The 16264-nt window shown below is 37.2% G+C and carries 20 protein-coding genes, 1 tRNA gene and 5 pseudogenes; 14 read left to right on the top strand and 12 right to left on the bottom strand.

What is annotated here, in order from left to right:
* Window positions 1–5: 5 nt before the first annotated feature.
* The 4 genes and pseudogenes from DYY66_RS05945 (at window position 6) to DYY66_RS05930 (ending at window position 2621) form a co-directional block, all read left to right on the top strand.
* Complete coding sequence (locus tag DYY66_RS05945) at window positions 6–560, top strand: hemerythrin domain-containing protein (protein WP_166287031.1); 555 nt, start codon at window positions 6–8, stop codon at window positions 558–560.
* A 115-nt stretch (window positions 561–675) separates the two neighbouring features.
* Window positions 676–866, top strand: a pseudogene (locus tag DYY66_RS05940) (FKBP-type peptidyl-prolyl cis-trans isomerase); the annotation flags it as partial.
* Window positions 867–922: 56 nt separating this feature from the next.
* Entirely contained in the window at window positions 923–1201 is a 279-nt protein-coding gene (locus DYY66_RS16170; protein WP_394352587.1) for a peptidylprolyl isomerase, read from the top strand.
* A 139-nt stretch (window positions 1202–1340) separates the two neighbouring features.
* Complete coding sequence (locus DYY66_RS05930) at window positions 1341–2621, top strand: alkaline phosphatase family protein (protein ID WP_166287029.1); 1281 nt, start codon at window positions 1341–1343, stop codon at window positions 2619–2621.
* Here DYY66_RS05930 and DYY66_RS05925 read toward each other — a convergent pair.
* Complete coding sequence (locus tag DYY66_RS05925) at window positions 2611–3171, bottom strand: DUF309 domain-containing protein (RefSeq protein ID WP_309223973.1); 561 nt, start codon at window positions 3169–3171, stop codon at window positions 2611–2613. The two genes, DYY66_RS05930 and DYY66_RS05925, sit on opposite strands and share 11 nt — an antisense overlap.
* 82 nt (window positions 3172–3253) lie before the next feature.
* Here DYY66_RS05925 and DYY66_RS05920 point away from each other — a divergent pair, with 82 nt between their 5' ends.
* Both DYY66_RS05920 and DYY66_RS05915 read left to right on the top strand, forming a co-directional pair.
* Window positions 3254–3607, top strand: coding sequence for a hypothetical protein (locus DYY66_RS05920; RefSeq protein ID WP_166287027.1), 354 nt, complete (start codon window positions 3254–3256; stop codon window positions 3605–3607).
* On the top strand, window positions 3607–3780 hold the full coding sequence (locus DYY66_RS05915; RefSeq protein ID WP_166287025.1) for a 30S ribosomal protein S27ae: 174 nt from the start codon (window positions 3607–3609) through the stop codon (window positions 3778–3780). The genes DYY66_RS05920 and DYY66_RS05915 overlap by 1 nt, the downstream gene beginning before the upstream one ends.
* Here DYY66_RS05915 and DYY66_RS05910 read toward each other — a convergent pair.
* From DYY66_RS05910 to DYY66_RS05875, 9 genes and pseudogenes are all read right to left on the bottom strand, one after another.
* Window positions 3781–4490 (bottom strand): annotated as a pseudogene (locus DYY66_RS05910) (hypothetical protein).
* Between the two features lie 114 nt (window positions 4491–4604).
* Window positions 4605–5177: a hypothetical protein gene (locus DYY66_RS16165; RefSeq protein ID WP_394352586.1), complete on the bottom strand. Its 573-nt coding sequence runs from the start codon at window positions 5175–5177 to the stop codon at window positions 4605–4607.
* 35 nt (window positions 5178–5212) lie between these two features.
* A partial coding sequence (locus DYY66_RS16160) for a THUMP domain-containing protein (RefSeq protein ID WP_394352585.1) occupies window positions 5213–5661 on the bottom strand: 449 nt, incomplete at its 3' end.
* 240 nt (window positions 5662–5901) lie between these two features.
* Entirely contained in the window at window positions 5902–6573 is a 672-nt protein-coding gene (locus DYY66_RS05895; RefSeq protein ID WP_166287019.1) for a J domain-containing protein, read from the bottom strand.
* Between the two features lie 54 nt (window positions 6574–6627).
* Entirely contained in the window at window positions 6628–7953 is a 1326-nt protein-coding gene (locus tag DYY66_RS05890; RefSeq protein ID WP_166287017.1) for a signal recognition particle receptor subunit alpha, read from the bottom strand.
* Window positions 7947–8418, bottom strand: a pseudogene (locus DYY66_RS14270) (diphthine--ammonia ligase); the annotation flags it as partial. The pseudogene DYY66_RS14270 and the gene DYY66_RS05890, both read right to left, overlap by 7 nt.
* 1 nt (window position 8419) lies before the next feature.
* Window positions 8420–8708: pseudogene (locus tag DYY66_RS14265) on the bottom strand (ATP-binding protein); the annotation flags it as partial.
* Between the two features lie 262 nt (window positions 8709–8970).
* Window positions 8971–9378 carry a translation initiation factor IF-5A gene (locus DYY66_RS05880; protein ID WP_166287013.1) on the bottom strand — a complete coding sequence of 136 codons (408 nt, stop codon included), beginning with the start codon at window positions 9376–9378 and terminating at the stop codon, window positions 8971–8973.
* A gap of 85 nt (window positions 9379–9463) precedes the next feature.
* On the bottom strand, window positions 9464–10072 hold the full coding sequence (locus DYY66_RS05875) for a hypothetical protein (RefSeq protein ID WP_166287011.1): 609 nt from the start codon (window positions 10070–10072) through the stop codon (window positions 9464–9466).
* 131 nt (window positions 10073–10203) lie between these two features.
* Between DYY66_RS05875 and DYY66_RS05870 the strand changes: the two genes are divergently transcribed.
* Window positions 10204–10341 (top strand) — tRNA-Tyr (locus DYY66_RS05870).
* 41 nt (window positions 10342–10382) lie between these two features.
* Window positions 10383–10889, top strand: a complete 507-nt coding sequence (locus DYY66_RS05865; RefSeq protein ID WP_166287009.1) for an Lrp/AsnC family transcriptional regulator — start codon at window positions 10383–10385, stop codon at window positions 10887–10889.
* On the opposite strand, the gene DYY66_RS05860 is transcribed toward DYY66_RS05865, so the two are convergent.
* Window positions 10882–11544: a response regulator gene (locus tag DYY66_RS05860; protein ID WP_166287007.1), complete on the bottom strand. Its 663-nt coding sequence runs from the start codon at window positions 11542–11544 to the stop codon at window positions 10882–10884. The two genes, DYY66_RS05865 and DYY66_RS05860, sit on opposite strands and share 8 nt — an antisense overlap.
* Window positions 11545–11744: 200 nt before the next feature.
* Between DYY66_RS05860 and DYY66_RS05855 the strand changes: the two genes are divergently transcribed.
* The 6 genes from DYY66_RS05855 to DYY66_RS05830 all read left to right on the top strand — a co-directional run bounded on the left by DYY66_RS05855 (window position 11745) and on the right by DYY66_RS05830 (window position 15178).
* Entirely contained in the window at window positions 11745–12404 is a 660-nt protein-coding gene (locus DYY66_RS05855; RefSeq protein WP_166287005.1) for a chromosome segregation protein ScpA, read from the top strand.
* 71 nt (window positions 12405–12475) lie between these two features.
* A complete protein-coding gene (locus DYY66_RS05850; RefSeq protein WP_166287003.1) occupies window positions 12476–13060 on the top strand; it encodes an SMC-Scp complex subunit ScpB in 585 nt (194 codons plus the stop codon).
* Between the two features lie 127 nt (window positions 13061–13187).
* Entirely contained in the window at window positions 13188–13568 is a 381-nt protein-coding gene (locus DYY66_RS05845) for a 30S ribosomal protein S8e (protein ID WP_166287001.1), read from the top strand.
* Window positions 13569–13572: 4 nt separating this feature from the next.
* Window positions 13573–13872, top strand: a complete 300-nt coding sequence (locus DYY66_RS05840; protein ID WP_166286999.1) for a signal recognition particle subunit SRP19/SEC65 family protein — start codon at window positions 13573–13575, stop codon at window positions 13870–13872.
* A 62-nt stretch (window positions 13873–13934) separates the two neighbouring features.
* Window positions 13935–14219, top strand: a complete 285-nt coding sequence (locus tag DYY66_RS05835) for an H/ACA ribonucleoprotein complex subunit GAR1 (protein WP_255496180.1) — start codon at window positions 13935–13937, stop codon at window positions 14217–14219.
* The gene (locus DYY66_RS05830) at window positions 14216–15178 is read left to right on the top strand and encodes a transcription initiation factor IIB family protein (RefSeq protein WP_166286997.1); all 963 of its coding nucleotides are present in this window, start codon (window positions 14216–14218) and stop codon (window positions 15176–15178) included. Before DYY66_RS05835 ends, DYY66_RS05830 begins: the two co-directional genes overlap by 4 nt.
* 554 nt (window positions 15179–15732) lie before the next feature.
* On the opposite strand, the pseudogene DYY66_RS05820 reads toward DYY66_RS05830, so the two are convergent.
* Window positions 15733–16264: pseudogene (locus DYY66_RS05820) on the bottom strand (substrate-binding domain-containing protein); the annotation flags it as partial.

Below are 16264 nucleotides of genomic sequence, written 5' to 3'. Positions count from 1 at the left end.
GTCTCATGTCAACAGCATCATTAAAACGCGATCATGCTTTAATTGAAAAAGTACTAAAATCAATGTGGTCTACCATCCCATTACTCAAATCTGGAACTACAATACCAGAACCAATTTTGAATCAAGTAATCGACTTTTCTTTGAATTTTACAGACGTTTGCCATCATGGAAAAGAAGAAAATTCTCTCTTCCCAGAACTTGAAAAGAAAGGAATGCCAAGAAACTCAGGACCAATTGCAGTAATGTTGATGGAGCATGAAGTTACACGAAAGATAGCAACAAGAATGGAAGCATCTTCAAAGACATACCTGAAAAATGGTGATGCTACACAGTTGATAGTTGATATGCAGGAATACATCAATCACGTAGTACAACACCTTTGGAAGGAAAATAATAGATTATTTGAGATGGCAGAAATGGCACTTAGAAACGATGTAGATCAAGTCAACAAGAGCCTTCAAGATGTAGAAGACACAAAACTCAAGGAAATAGGTAAGACAAGACAGGATTACGAGAATTTTGCAGAGGAATTTACAAAGCAATTCCCACCCCAAGAATAACTAGAATTTTAGTAGAAAATTACCAAAGGACTTTTCTAGTACACATTTATGAGAAAAATATGAATCCAGAACATCTGATATCAAGTTTTTACATACAAAAAAGGAGTATCCAGTCTTGACAGTAAAGACTGGCGATAAGGTCAAGATAGAGTACACTGGAACTCTGGAGGATGGAACAATCTTTGACAGTTCTGCAGACCATGGAAATCCCTTAGAGTTTGAGGTTGGCAGTGGCCAAGTGATAAAGGGATTTGATGATGCAATACTTGGAATGAATGAGGGAGAAGAGAAGCAGTTTAGCATAGANGTTTGAAGTCGGTAGTGGCCAAGTGATAAAGGGATTCGATGATGCAATACTTGGAATGAAAGAGGGAGAAGAGAAGCAGTTTAGCATAGCACCTGCTGATGCATATGGAGAACATGATCCAACTTTGGTTCAAAAGGTACCAAGAGAAATATTTCCTCAAGATGCAGAACTTGTTCCCGGACTGTTGTTTGAGGCGGGACTTCCCACTGGAGAAAAGGTACCTGCCACAATAACTGATGTACAAGGAGGAATTGTTTCAGTTGATTTGAATCATCCCCTTGCTGGAAAAAAATTGAATTTCAAGATAAAAGTATCAGTCATAACATCTTCTTAATTTTTATTTCATAATTTTATTCAATAATTGTAGTTTAGAAAACTGTCTTTTCATCATTGTAATTTATTTCAAAATTTAGATCGCTCAAAAAATCAAGGTTTATGTGTGATGTAGAAAAACTGAGATTTGTAGGGTAAAAATGGATAATTCAGATATTCATATTGTATATGTTCTTCTTGATGGCATAGGTGATTTGCCCCATCCAGATCTGAAAGGTTCAACACCACTAAGTTATGCAAAGACTCCTAATCTTGACAGACTGGCAAGAAATGGCTCCATTGGAGAAGTAATTTCAGTGGGCAAAGGTATAGCCCCTCAATCAGACATTGCTGTTTTCAACATGTTAGGATATAGATTTGAAAATGCACAATATGTCGGAAGGGGGGTAATTGAGGCAATTGGGGTAGGAGTGGATTTTAAGAGCGGTGACCTTGCACTTCGAGGAAATTTCGCTACTGTAAACGATGAAAGAATAATTACAGACAGAAGAGCTGGAAGGAAAATTGAGAAAGAAGATGCTCTTGCAATTGCTCATGAGATAGAAGAAAAACTCAAATTTTCAAATCCAAAGGCATCAGTAGTAGTAGCCCCAACAATTGGACACAGGGTGATTGTAAGAATACGATGTGATGATATGTTTCTAACACCAGATATCAGTAATACAGATCCAGCATATGCAAGAATAGACGGCATGGGTGTTGCCAAAGCAGTAGGTGATTACATGGAGATTGAAAAGTCATTGCCATTAAACGAATCTGATGGTGCAAAACTTTCCGCATCATTTGTAAATGAATTTACAGACAAGTCTCTTCAAATCATGAAAGACAGTCAAATAAATAAGCATAGAAAAGACCAAGGAAAAAAAATGCTCAATTCCATTTTATTACGTGATGCCGGAAACAAATTTCCAGACGTGGTGCCAATAAACAATCTACACCAAATGCAGTTTTCATGCATAGTTGACATGCCAGTAGAAATAGGAATCGCAAATGTTTTGAAGATGAAATCATTTAGCGCAGGGGGTCTTACAGACTATGAGGAAAAAGCACGAGTTGCAGCCAAAGCAATGGAAACACAAAATGCAATTTATGTTCACATCAAAGGACCAGACGAATTTGGTCACGATGGAGATGCGGTAGGCAAGATGCAAAACATAGAAGAAATAGATCAGCGATTCTTTGGTACACTGCTTGACAATATTGACACATCAAAAGTTGCAGTAGTCATATCAGGAGATCATTCCACACCATGCATAAACAAGAGCCATAGTGATGATCCTGTCCCAGTTTTGGTTTCAGGCGATTTTATCAAAAAGGATGGAACTACAAGATTTACAGAAGAACAAGCAAAGAAAGGTAAGATTGGGCTTCTCATGGGAGCCGATGTCATCAAAACAGCAGTAAAGATGATCAAATCATAAATGGTGCCATAGACTTGGAAGATATCATCATTCCAATAACTTGCTGGAACTTGTCTATATCAATCCCATAATACATTCCAGATGCATTGACAAATTTATCCATAGCCCTATTCAAGATTGAAACACATATGTCATTTTCATATTTTTGATAATGAACTAGTGCTGCTGCAACAAGGATTATTCCTTGGACAAGATCTTTTTCTCCTTCATGTGTGTTTTTCCACACACTCTCAAGGACTTCATGACATTCCCAGTATCGTTCATCGTTAAAGTATTGTTTTGCTCGTTTAATGGCATCCTCTTTTTCAATTTTTTCTTCCACAACAGGTCTTGCATCATAGAGTGAACCAATTGTCTCAAATTTTTTTACAATCACATCCAGTTCTTCTTTTTTTACAGACACATCAAACTCTAGATATTTGGTTGATACTCTCATATCTCGTACAATGACATCCATTTCGGAAGTTATAGAGTCAGCTTTTGCAAGTAGTGTTTTAGCATCAATTGGAAGGTAACCCGAGTTGTTCAGGTGAAGCATAAATCTGTCCACGAATTTTTGACATGTTGATTTCTTAAATTGTTATCTGGAAGCAGTTAAGATTTATATGAACTATTAAAAGGACTTGGATTACATGTCAATGATTGAAGTTACACGCGATGTAAAGAATCCCTTACTGTCTAGAAGGGAAATTACATGTAATTTCAAAGGCCTTTCTGGTAGACTAAAGAAACTAGAGGCAGTAGACATGATCTCAAAGAAATTCAATCTAGAAGGAAAAATTGTGATACCAATATTGTTGAAGAACGAAACTGGGAGACCAGTAGTATCAGGAAGTTTCTACGTATATGAAGATGAAAAACTTGCCAAAGAACATCTAAAGACAGCAGTCTTTGCAAGAATTGAAAAGGCAAAAGGTGCAGCTGTAAAACCAGAAGGTGAAGCACCTGCAGAACAAGCAGAGGCACCAAAGGAAGAGAGCAAGTAATGGCAGGAAAGAAAGGTTCAAGCCCAGCAGTATACAAGTATTACAAAGTTTCTGGAGAAAAAGTAGAGAGAGTAAAAAAAGAATGCTCAAGATGCGGCAAGGGTGTATTCATGTCCAACCACAAAAATAGACGAAGTTGCGGCAAGTGTGGTTTTACCGAATTTAATCAATAACTAGTATAGTTTTTTCTTTCTGAGTCGAATGGCTTTTTGTTCTATTTGATCTAGTTTTTGTAAAAGAATTGGATCAATTGTAGTATTTGCTATTGCGGTTGCAGGAATTTTGGCTATGTTTGTATCCATTGTTATGTTTATGACAGGAAAATTCTTTCCTATCCAGAATTTCATTACCTTGTCTTCTAGCTTATAGTCTCTGAATCCCTCTGGAAATTTTTTGGTTATATGCAATAGCAAAGTCTTGTCATCAAATACGGCTCTTGGTTCAGAGAGTCTGGTGTAGAATCCGAATAATTACTCTCAAAAATATTGCTGCTAATTTCGTCTGATACTATATCCATCTTAGATATCTTCCTAATCAATTCCAGATAGTGTAAAAACTCGTGTGCCAAAATTGCATGTATTGTACCTTTGAGGCCATATGCAACAAGTGGTGCGGTGATTTGGATAATGACATTTAGTCTATCATTTGAAATGACAGGAATTGTTCTTGCAAATAATATGCCATAATCAAAAGAGCCGGCAGACGGATGAGATACAACGATAGATGGCTCCACATATGCAAGAGGAAAATTGATTCCTGAGGCTTTCTCGATTCTTTGTATTCCAGATAGTGCTACCTCAAATCTCTTTATGATTAGCGAATGAATCTTGTCAGGAATCAGTCCATTTTTGTGAGCTTCATGCACTCTAAGTAAAGGATCCAACGGAACAAGATTGAATTTGACTATAATAAAAGCTTGACACAAAGATATGGATTTTAGCTAGTTTTACCTAGAACAAAAGATTCGATCAGAATTTGTCATAATTACTCAAAAAATTCAGTTGCCAGTGACTATTTTATGAAAATCAAATGTCGTACACTTGCATACATTTTCAAGCAATATACTCATACTTGGTTCAATGTGGGTTCCAGATACAAGTCGCTTTAGAGGTATTCCACCATCCAATGTCAATAGTGCAGTAAATGACTTGGTATCAATTTTTTTGATCTTGATATCATAGACTCTTTTTTGGTTTTTCCATGGCAGGTTTTCATTCACCGATACAGGCATGTCTTTTAGACTTTCCAACACCTTCAATGATCCAGGAACAAGATCTTTTTCAGTAGACACATCCAGCAATACGTCTGTCTTGAATTTTATCTGCTCAGTTGGCACCTTTGAGATAACTCTCAGGTTCAGGATGGATACACTACCAAGCCTAATTTTTTTTGGCAATACAGTTTTTCTTTTGTGTGGATTTACTAGTTTGACAAAAAATGGCCTTCCATTTCCCAAAACAAGACTAGATTCATCTTCACTTCCTATCCAGGTTATTTTGGCTTGTTGAGCACCAAATTTTTCAAACAAAAACTTGGCAATATGACCTTCTACACTATTGTATCCAGATATACCATGAAAATCACAAGCAAAGCATCCTTTTCCCNTCTTCAAACAAAAACTTGGCAATATGACCTTCTACACTATCGTATCCAGATATGCCATGAAAGTCACAAGCAAAACATCCTTTTCCTTCACATCTATTGCAAGATTCTTGTTTTTGTGGGATTCCTCTTGCTTCTTTTGTATATCTTCCTTGTAGTACAAGTGCTTTTGGTTTGATGTCACATTGATCTTTTTTGAAATCAATTGTAAATACGATGTCAGGATTTTGATAATCAACTCTAGTTCTAGTTCTCTTCCCAAATTGTTTTCCCATCTCTCTTGTAACATCGCTTTTTATTCCTGCAATGCCGCGAAGTTTGAATTTAGAGCGTATTATGTCATCTCTATCCAAGATAGACGGCTGGAGAATTGCACCAATAAGAAATGTCGAGAATTCATATTCTTTTGACATGTCAAGAATTTTGTTCAAGAATACCCCAAGTTCAGGCATCAAGTTCTTGCAGAGATAACATGATTTTGGTTTACTTTGTTTTATGATTTTTCTAATTTTCTCTCCAAGATTTTTATGAGAAACTAGATGCAATTTACTTGCAAACATTCTTCCAATACAATAATCACATAGATGATATTCTCGTAAAATCTGTCTAGTTTCATCAATTACTGCATCCATCTTAGTTTTTTTCAATAGTGTATCAAATAAACAAAGGTGTTTTAATCTTAGTTATGTTATCTACCAAGGATATAATCTTCTGCAGGTTTCTTTATCCAAAACACTGATGGCTTTGGTAGGACATGTTTGTGCAGCATCAAGAATTTTTTCAGAATGTGCCCCATGTTCATTAATTACCCTGGATTTTGGGTTTACCTTTACATTTTTTTCTACTCTAAATACAGAGGGTGCAATTGTTTCACAGCTACAGCATGCGATGCATTTTCCAGGATCAACATTTACAGAAACAGAAATATCATTTTCAACTTGGATATACTCAGTTTCAACTTTAACTTCGGATCGTACTTTTTCATAGTAATCCCAGAAGGTTTTTTCATAACGTCTCCAGAAATCTTGATATTCATTTTCAGCGTATTTTGTATACCTAGTCCAGTCTTCATTTGGATTCCTATCAGAGTGTCTTGCACCCCAAGAATATGCTCCAGAAGTAAATCCAGATCTTTTCTTTGATTCTTTGTCATAGTATTTCTCAGAAGACTTTACTACGTTCTTGTATTCTGCACGCAGTATTTGATAAGCCTCTGTTACCATCTTGAATTTTGTGCTTTCTTGATCTGAAGAATTCTTGTCAGGGTGAAATTGTAGAGCAAGTTTCCTATAGGCTGATTTTACCTCTTTGATTGAGGCCCCTTCTTGGAGACCTAGTGCTTGATAACACTGGTAGGCATTCAACAAGATATTCTACTTTATACCATGCAAGATATTTAGATACATCTTTTTAGAACACTAGCCCAAGCCCATTTTTCTAAGCATGCCTTGCATCTGTCGTCCCTTGGAAGCTTTCATCATGGTCTTTGAATTCTTGTATGCCTTGAGTAGTTCTTTTACTTCATGTTCTGGCCATCCAGAACCTCGTGCTATTCTTTTTACCCTTGATGCATTTATCAAATCAGGATCAGATTTTTCATCCTTTGTCATGGACTGGATGATATAACGCCATTTTTCCATTCGTTGTTCTTGTTGTTCAACTTGATCTTCTTTTACCATGCCAGAAAACCCAGGCATATTTTCCAAGATATTACGCAATCCCCCAGCCTTTGTAGCTTCTTCAATTTGAAAATAGAAATCTTCCATGTTCATTTTGCCATGTGAGATTCTCTTTAGCCTGTCTTCGTTGCCTTCTGTCTCAAGTCTTTTTGCCATATCAAGCAATGCCTGAATGTCACCCATGCCAAGCATTCTTCCCACAAATCGCGTAGGGGAGAACTTTTCAAGATCATCAATTCTTTCACCAGTTCCAATGTACATTATTTGCGCTCCCGTTGCAGCAGCTGCTGCAAGTGCACCACCACCTTTTGCACTACTGTCCAATTTTGTTATTATGATGCCTCCCACTGGAACTGTCTTGTGAAACGCTTCAGCTTGACTAAAACACTGTTGTCCAATAGTTCCATCAATTATCAGCAATGCAAGATCAGGATTTGCAACAGCTCCAATTCTTGTCATTTCATCAAGTAGATCTTTTTCTTCTTTGTGTCTTCCCGCAGTATCTATTAGAATAATATCAAAATTTTGTCCCTCAAAATGTTTTAGTCCATTTTTTACGATTTCAGGCGAATCCTTGTTTCCTTCTTCACCATACACCTCGACATTTGTTTTTTCACACATTGTCTTTAATTGTGTAAGGGCACCAGGTCGATAGGTATCTGCACCAACAACTGCAACTCTATAACCCTGTCTAGTCAAGAGTTTTGCAAGTTTTGAAGTAACTGTGGTCTTGCCGCTACCCTGAATTCCAAGCATAAGGACCTTGTTTACCTTACCAGGCTGGAATACATATTGTTCTTCAGTTCCAAGTAATTTCGAGAGTTCATCATATAGAATTTTTACAATGTGATCTTTTCTAGATAGTCCAGGAGGAGGTGTTTCGTTAAGAGATCTCTCCTCAAGATTTTTTGTAATTTGAAAAACAAGTTTTACGTTTACATCAGACTGTAATAAAGATCTCTGGATATCTTTTGAAAGTTCTTTGATTAGACCTTCATCAACTGCAGAAGAGTTTACTATTTTCTTTAGTGCGGCTCTAAGGCCTGTCTTTAAACCATCTAGCATTGTTTTTCTAAAATGGCTTCGGTTATTTCAAATCTTCCTCTATAGCCATCCCAGATCTTATTTGCCTGTATCACTCCAATAGGAGAACAAAATAGTGGACAGTCAATTACAAACGTTTCAGCTTCGCCACCCTCAAAGGCCAAGTTAAAGCCGTGCTTGGTTGACAGTTTTACAAGTTGTTCTACATCTTGCCGAGTTATTTCTCGGCCTAGCCATGATTGATCTAGACCTGCAGACGTTACACTTGTTATGATAAACTTGAATCCAGATTCCAATAATTCTTGTAGATAATCTTTTTGATCTACGTGCCAAAGCGGTGATATTATTTCCAGTCCCAGATTGTTTCCGATTCTTTCAAAACGTACTCTCTGATAATCACTGAACAGTCCACCATGAACAATACCATCTATTCCAAAATCCTTTTTTGCTTTTTCCAATAGATTTTGTAATTCATTGATTTCAGTTNGAACAATTCCATCTATTCCAAAATCCTTTTTTGCTTTTTCTAATAGATTTTGTAATTCACAGATTTCAGTCTCAGGATCATCTGCACTAGTACTAGATATGATCTGAGGAATTTTCATAGATTTTGCCTGTAACGATGTAGATGTCATGTTTGGATAATGCAACAGATGGCTTTCCTCAGATTTTGGAAATATTGAAACAAGGCATTCTATATCATGTCCTGCTTTCTTAGCCTTGTAGACTGCATAGGTACTATCCTTTCCACCTGAAAAAAGAGATGCTAGTTTCAATTCAAGCTAGTAACAGATCCAGTCAATTAATTTTTTTCCAGTTCAGTTACACGCTTTATACAGTCATTACACAAGGTCAAATTATCCTTAATTGTGATGTCCATATTAGATGCAAGACAGATATGGCACAATCCTTTCATGTATCATACATACAAGTTGTATCGTATAACTTGTTCTACTATTTGAAAAGCCTGGATGCTTCAATACTCATAATCTTCATCATGCGGTCAGTTGGCTTTTCTCGTCATCATCAGCATCCAAACTAACTTTTGATTCTTACTATAATAGTTCTATCCATTACTTTCCAGTACTCAACATCTACGCCTTGCAAAACTTTTTCCTGGATTTCATCTTCAATTTGTTGTGCATCAAAGACTTCAAACGATTCAGAATCCATAATCTGGACACTGGTAGGAGTTTTTGAAATTATAGACCCAACTCTTTTGTCAATGAGTGGAACTTGGACTTGAGCGCTTACAGGTGAAACATGAGAATATTTTTTCTTGTCAAAGATTCCCACTCCCACAATTCTTGCTTTTGCCGCACCGTGTTTTCCCGGTTTACTTGTATCATATTCAACTATTCTACATGGCTCTTCATTTGGACCGCCTACTGGAAGCAGTATGTAAGAGCCAATTTTTAGTGCACCAAGTTCAGACGGTTTACTCATCACCAAAACAGAATTTGGTAGAGTATATAACTTTTCTACTATGGTTTAGATTTTTAATTGATCTCTTGAAAAGAGTTTAGAAATTCTATTTTAGTTTCTCAATTACGGACAGATTAAGAAGACTTGTCATCCCAATTCCTTTTCTTTGTACTTCTTTTCTTGTCTTTTCACAGTACTTGTTATCAGCTTGATGTTTGTTATCACTTGTGACTTCAAGAAATACAAGGTTTCCCTCATATGGAAAAGTGAATTTTTGAGTCTGAGTAGTAGACAGTTTGAGATTTCCAAGATCTGCTCTTTGTACTCTATGACGTTTTGCTACGATGAACCCAAGGTCTGACAGATCAGACAATGTATCACCATATTCAAGATAATAAATTGAAACCAAGTTGAGGTTGTCATTAGTCAACCTCTCGAACAACTCATCATTTTTTGTAAACACAAATGTCGGAGTTGATAGATTACATTTTTCAATCTCACTCATCATTTGCGAGCGGTTTTTGAATCTAGCAAGAAGATAGGTATTGGAGTGGGAAGGAAAGTATGCTCGACCATCTTCAGAAAATGTAGCCGTTGCAAAATACATATCATCTATTGAATCAGATTTTTGAAAAGCATTCCTCAAAGTAGTAAAATCGTTATTTTGTAAATATGGTACACATACATATCCGCCCTCTGACGTAGCCCCCGACACAGTATCGAGAATTTCTTTCCTGTTTATATGTAATTTGATCAGTCAAAAATTTAGCATTATGATCCAAAATTTTTTAAAAAAATTGAATTATCGATAGTTATTTAATACGAAAAAACTGCGTGAGAAACAGTCCCACGCTAGCTCAGCCTGGTAGAGCTTCCGGCTGTAGTGGTTGGCCAGCGGCTAACCGTCATTCAGCCTATCAGGCTTACAGAAACCGGGTTGTCGCAGGTTCAAANTCGCAGGTTCAAATCCTGCGCGTGGGACCATTATCATAAACTTCAAAAAGTCATTTACGTAGATACAGTCCATGTCAGAGGATAAAAATTGGTCTACATTAGATGAAGTTGATCAAAAAATAATTAACATCCTCAACAAGAATGCAAGAACACCTTCAAAAGAAATAGCAAGTGAATTGAGAAATTTTGGCGTAGATGTATCAGATAGAACCATCAGAAAAAGAATTGAAAGACTTGAAAAAAATGGAATCATAAAAGGTTACAAAGCTGTGTTGAGTGGAATTTCCTCAAATGATCAGTTTGAAGCATTGTTCCTCAAACTCAAAATAACAAGATCCATGGAAAACACAACAGAGGCAATAAAGAACTACATCAAAACATTACCAAACTATCTTTTTGTTGCAACTGTAGATGGAGACTGGAATATGATAACGGTACTAAGAATAGAAGGAACTGAAAAAAACCCATCAGCAAGAGTGGTGGAAAAATTCTCTGACCAAATAATAGACTACAAGATGGGTGGGATTCAGATAAAGGATGTCAATCTACTCAACATGTCCATGTTGTTACTTACTTGATTTCAGACAGTTTTGCTGTATCCAGTGCATTCTTTAATTCATTAATTGAGAACGGCTTTTGAACAAATGCAGTAGAACCAAAGCCAATTGTTTTTCTAACACGTGGTGTTGATTTTTCATCAGCAGTTATCAATATTATAGACATGTCAGGTTTTGATTCAAGAAGAGTCTTTGCCACTGCGTCTCCCTTTATGTCTGGTAAATCCATGTCAAGCAATACAATCGGATTTTGTTTTAATTTGACAAGTTTTGTAACAAGACTAATTGCAGATTTGCCGTTTGCCACTGTTTGTATGTCATCATATCCTAATTGTTGCAGAAAACTTTTGAGCCTCAACAAAATTGCTGGACTATCATCAACTACAACAATTGGCCTTTTCTCTTCAACTATTTCATATGTATATTTTTGAGCCTCTTCAAATGCCTTCATTGCATCATCATAGTGTCCTACTCTAAGAAAACACCTGGCAGCACACTGATATGCATAATTTGAATTGTTTTTGTCCTTTTTTGCAAGCTTGAGATAGTACTTGCCTGCTTCTAGGAGTTCATCTTTTCTTTCTTTTCTTTGTCTTGATTTACATTCAGAGGCCAATATGAGATAAACTCCTGCTTTGTAGCTGTTGTTTTTCATCTCCTTTTGAGCAAGATCCATGAACATGTTGTGCGCCGTCATATTTTGATCATTTTTCAGGTAAGTACAAGCTAGATCAAATTTCTCAAGATTCTTTTCCAATTCCAGCAATATACAAGATCTAGTTCAATATTTGATTTGTGTAAAGGAAAACTCTTGACTTGAATTAAGAAAAGAGTAGATAACACACGTATTATAAACAAAAAAAGAGCAGTAACAGAGTGAGCAAGGAGAATCCTAGCGTAGGCATATCGCAGCCACCAGTAAACATCCTGTTTAGTCCTCTTGATGTTTCAAAAAAAGATGTATGGAGCATCGATGTAGTACGCATTCTAGAAATTTTGATCAAAATCCTAGGCCAGGCAGATAAAAAAGATCTCAGAGTTGCAGGAATTGCAGCATTATCATCTGCAATGATACACCGGATGAAGGTGGAGAGTATCTTTGCACTACAAAAGGCAGCCATGGAGAAAAGACCGCTCACTCAGAGAGAAGATGTTGATATCGAAGTCATAAACATGCCATACAGGCACGAGTCTACATATCCAGTGACACTAGATGAATTGTTATCAGTTCTTGAAAACCTCATTGGAACAATAGCAAACCCGCGTTCAAGTAGGCGTCAGTTAGAATTTGAGCCTGTTGAGGCTCCTAATTTTGACGATTATTTCATTTCCCTTGAGAAGATAATAGGACAGTACGAGGAGTTGATAATGAGTAAGATAAAGACGGTAGGATACGGCTCCTTTAAGAGCATAGTCTCAGAACTTGAGCTCATCGACGTAATCAGATGTTTCTTTGCTATACTGTTTTTGGCAAGAGACATGAAAGTGGATCTTGAACAGACAGAAGACGATATTATAGTCTCAATGATAAAATAGAAATTTACAATCAGATCAACACTAAGTAGGAATTTCATTTAAGTATACTCCAACCTACCTTGATGTGGTAAATGGGAAAGATAGAAGACGATGATGCAATGGCAAGACTAGAGGCTGCACTATATTCGGCAGGAAGACCTCTAACTATAGAGGAATTGATCAAGGCATCTGGAACAGAGTCTAGAACCAAGACCTTGGCCCTAATGACAAACCTAGTGAAAAAGACAAAGACTGTCTTTAAGGCAATAGAGGTTGCCAGTTTGCCAGATGGGTCTTATGTATTTCAGCTAAAGCCAGAGTTTAACACAGTAATTAGAAAATATGCATCAAAACCACTTTTGCCTACAGCCACACTCAAGACATTATCATACATTGCATACATGCAGCCTGTCTCTTCAAAGAGACTAGTAGAGGTAAGAGGATCTGGAGTATACATGCATCTGAAACTATTGCACCAACTGGACTATATCGAACATCAAAACGTTGGAAGGCTAAAGATTTACAACACTACTGAAAAATTCCAGAAATATTTTGGCATACAGGGGGACAAAGATCTTCTCAAACAGAAACTCTTTACAAAAGTAAGAATTCCAACTCAAGCCGTAATACAACAGTCCCAAATATCTGCCGAACCTTTGGCTCAACCAAGTCAATAATTGGTCCAAAAATAGTGACTCTANCAAATATCTGCCGAACCTTTGGCTCAACCAAGTCAATAATCGGTCCAAAAATAGTGGCGCTGCCTGTAAATGGTATAAATTAGAGTTACTTTATCGAATCAACATGAAGAAATCTGTGGAAAATCTTGCAACAAGTAAGATTACTGGTGGTAGAAGATATCCACTAAGATCCAGACGAAAATATGAAATCGACAGATATTCGGTAGAGGCAGTACCAGGCGAACAGGTAACTGTAACACGTAAGACCAGAGGAGGAAATCAGAAGACTTCATTGAAGACAACAGATCTTGTTAACTTGACTGTTCCAGGTTCCAAAGTTAAGAAACTAAAAATTCTCAAGGTGTTAAAAAATCCATCAAACAAAGACTATGAAAGACGTGGAGTAATTTCCAAAGGTGCAATATTAGAAACAGAAGCAGGTCAATGTAAGGTAATTTCAAGACCTGGTCAAGACGGCGTAGTAAATGCAATCTTGATAAAGTGATAAGATGAAGGATTACGAACATGTCGTAATCTGGCTTGATTATTTCAACAAAACTATCTCAAAGAAAATGGGTAGAAGAGTATCTCGTGAAAAGAGCATATTTGATCCGTCTCTGAATGAATTAATTGTTGCATCAAAGGCAGCAGGGTTAGAGCCCACAGAGACAAATGATCAAGTAAGATTTCCAAGAAGACCATATGTAAGGTCTGGATATATCACACTTGCAAAAGCCCAGCCAAAATCCAAAATGATTTCTGCAATTTCTGAGAAGCTAGTTTCAAAAAGAGCCAAACAGTCAAAGTAAATATCGTTTATAGCTTGCAGCTAAAGTAATTTTGACAGAACTCTATTGATACGAGTATTTGGTTGAGAATTCAATTGCAGGAGGTAGGCGAAGTATTACATCTAGCGAGTAGCGGTAGAGTCATCATTAGACTCACAAAACATCTAAGAGACAACCAGATAGTCGTAGACAGTTCTGGAGTCAAAGTCGCCAAAGTATCAGAAATGATAGGTCCTGTTGATGCACCATATGCGTCGGCAGTTCCGCTTACCAACAATATCAAAAAACAAATCGGAAAGAAGGTTTTCATCGTCGAAGAAACTCCTGTGATGAGACCAAAACGATTCAAAGGAAATAGAAGAAGATGACCACAATAACAGAATTACAAACAAATTGCCCGGAATGTCGTTCTAATCTAATTGACGACGTTCACAGTGGCGAGAAGATTTGTTCTGGCTGCGGATTGGTCGCAATGGAACAGATGCCAGATTATGGAACTGAATCAAGAGCAACAAATCCTGAAGAAAAAATGAAGTTGACAAGAGCATCAGGACAGACAAGTTATGCACAACATGACTTGGGAATCAGGACAGAGATTGCAATGGGAACAAAAGACTTCAGTGGAAGAACAATATCAAGTGATGTTGCAAATCAGATGTACAACCTAAGAAAATGGCAGACTAGGATAAGGGTTGCATCTCCAGAAGAACGAAGACTTGCAAATATACTAGCAAAGATAGGAGAAACATGTCATGCCCTGTCATTGCCAAGAAACGTTATCGAGTCAGCATCCATGATATATAGAAACTTCCAGGGACAGGCAGACGCAAAAGGCAAGTCAGTTGCGTGCATGTCGGCTGCAACAATTTACATGGCATGCAAACAATGCGATGTTGTAAGATCCCTTGACGAGATCTGTGCTGCAACAGGAAGTTCAAAGGAAGAAAAGCTCAATGTCAAACTAACGGCAAAATACTATAGAACACTGGTCATGGAACTTGGTTCCAAAACAGCACCGGTTGTAACTCTTGAAAAATACATATCAAAAATAGCAAATCTGGCAAAGCTTGAAGTTCGTGTAGAAAGACTTGCTGCTGAAATTGCAGAAAAGACATCTGATCACAGTCTTGCAGATGGCAAGGCACCAAATGGGTTGGCTGCTGCATATCTATACATAGCATCAACCCTCCTGGGACAGAGCATCCTTCAAAGAGATGTCTCAAGTGTTGCAGGAATAACAGAGGTCACCATAAGAAACAGATGCAAGGAAATTCTCACAGCATACAAGATGAAAGTGACATTACGACAGTCGTTAGTTAAGAACTAACCCTTTTTCTTATTTTTATTAAGTCAGGATTTTAATTTGCCATGGCAGTTTTTGCCAGGTAATTCAGGTTCACTAGAGAGAGACATGCAGTATGCTGTTGTTGGAGTGTTTCTTTGCTGCACAACCTACATATTTTTTGTATTGTTTTTCTACAATGGCTGCACCACAGATGTTTTGCAAGTTCTCCTCCACAGATTCTGCAGCTCTCATCTGGCATTAGACAATCACAACATATGATAGGCAGATCGTTCATTTTAGCAAAGTGCAAATAGTTTCNATAACCTACATATTTTTTGTATTGTTTTCCTACACTGGCTGCACCACAGATGTTTAGCAAGTTCTCCTCCACAGGTTCTGCAGCTCTCATCTGGCATTAGACAATCACGATATATCATAGACAGATCGTTCATTTGAGCAAAGTGCAAATAGTTTTCGTATACCACCATAGAATCTTTGTTAACAATATAACAAATGTCTGGCACTATATGCAACAAAAATATGATATGACAAATAAATTTAGAGAAATTAAAAATAAAAAGAAAAGGATTGTGTCCTTATTGATATGCCCAGAGCTGTTGGCCATTGAATTTTATTTCAGAAATACCCTTCTTGTCTAAGTCTTGTACTGCACTTGGTAGTGGTACATACGATAGTTTTGCCGAGTATTTTTGGCCGTCTGTTACAAACCAGTAGAGCATGTGTACAAGATCCTGTGCCTTTTGTTTATCCATTCCCTTGAGTTGTTCAAGGTTTGAATTCACCAGTAAATAGGTGAATGTGGCAATTGGATATGCATTTGCTCCAGGTGCATTATTGATGGATACATTACTCCACACTCCATCTGCTGATGGTAGTGTAGATATTGCTCCTGCCGCAGCTGCTGCAGTTGTGTCTACAGTAGCGTCAAGAAATGCAGTCTTGTCGTGGTTCTGAATATAGGCATACGTCATAGTGATGGATCTAGGACCAGTAATCGCATTACCAGTTAGACTTGCCATCTTGTTAGATTTGGCATATGCCAATTCAACATATCCTATAGATTCAGGAACTTTCTTCACTATTGCAGCTACTCCAGCATTACCAGAG

This window comes from Candidatus Nitrosotalea sp. FS (genome assembly GCF_011319475.1).
In the GTDB taxonomy this organism is placed as follows: Archaea; Thermoproteota; Nitrososphaeria; order Nitrososphaerales; family Nitrosopumilaceae; genus Nitrosotalea.
The sequence above is the reverse complement of the archived record's forward strand: the minus strand, read 5'-3'. Positions and strand labels throughout refer to the sequence as shown.

What these genes read in the sequence shown, in the direction of transcription:
- DYY66_RS05830 (WP_166286997.1), top strand. Translation starts at nt 14,216, where the DNA reads ATGACCACAATAACAGAATTACAAACAAATTGCCCGGAATGTCGTTCT.
- DYY66_RS16170 (WP_394352587.1), top strand. Translation starts at nt 923, where the DNA reads ATGAAAGAGGGAGAAGAGAAGCAGTTTAGCATAGCACCTGCTGATGCA.
- DYY66_RS05845 (WP_166287001.1), top strand. Translation starts at nt 13,188, where the DNA reads ATGAAGAAATCTGTGGAAAATCTTGCAACAAGTAAGATTACTGGTGGT.
- DYY66_RS05865 (WP_166287009.1), top strand. Translation starts at nt 10,383, where the DNA reads ATGTCAGAGGATAAAAATTGGTCTACATTAGATGAAGTTGATCAAAAA.
- DYY66_RS05915 (WP_166287025.1), top strand. Translation starts at nt 3,607, where the DNA reads ATGGCAGGAAAGAAAGGTTCAAGCCCAGCAGTATACAAGTATTACAAA.
- DYY66_RS05840 (WP_166286999.1), top strand. Translation starts at nt 13,573, where the DNA reads ATGAAGGATTACGAACATGTCGTAATCTGGCTTGATTATTTCAACAAA.
- DYY66_RS05930 (WP_166287029.1), top strand. Translation starts at nt 1,341, where the DNA reads ATGGATAATTCAGATATTCATATTGTATATGTTCTTCTTGATGGCATA.
- DYY66_RS05920 (WP_166287027.1), top strand. Translation starts at nt 3,254, where the DNA reads ATGTCAATGATTGAAGTTACACGCGATGTAAAGAATCCCTTACTGTCT.
- DYY66_RS05945 (WP_166287031.1), top strand. Translation starts at nt 6, where the DNA reads ATGTCAACAGCATCATTAAAACGCGATCATGCTTTAATTGAAAAAGTA.
- DYY66_RS05890 (WP_166287017.1), bottom strand. Translation starts at nt 7,953, where the DNA reads ATGCTAGATGGTTTAAAGACAGGCCTTAGAGCCGCACTAAAGAAAATA.
- DYY66_RS05860 (WP_166287007.1), bottom strand. Translation starts at nt 11,544, where the DNA reads ATGGATCTTGCTCAAAAGGAGATGAAAAACAACAGCTACAAAGCAGGA.
- DYY66_RS05880 (WP_166287013.1), bottom strand. Translation starts at nt 9,378, where the DNA reads ATGAGTAAACCGTCTGAACTTGGTGCACTAAAAATTGGCTCTTACATA.
- DYY66_RS05850 (WP_166287003.1), top strand. Translation starts at nt 12,476, where the DNA reads ATGGGAAAGATAGAAGACGATGATGCAATGGCAAGACTAGAGGCTGCA.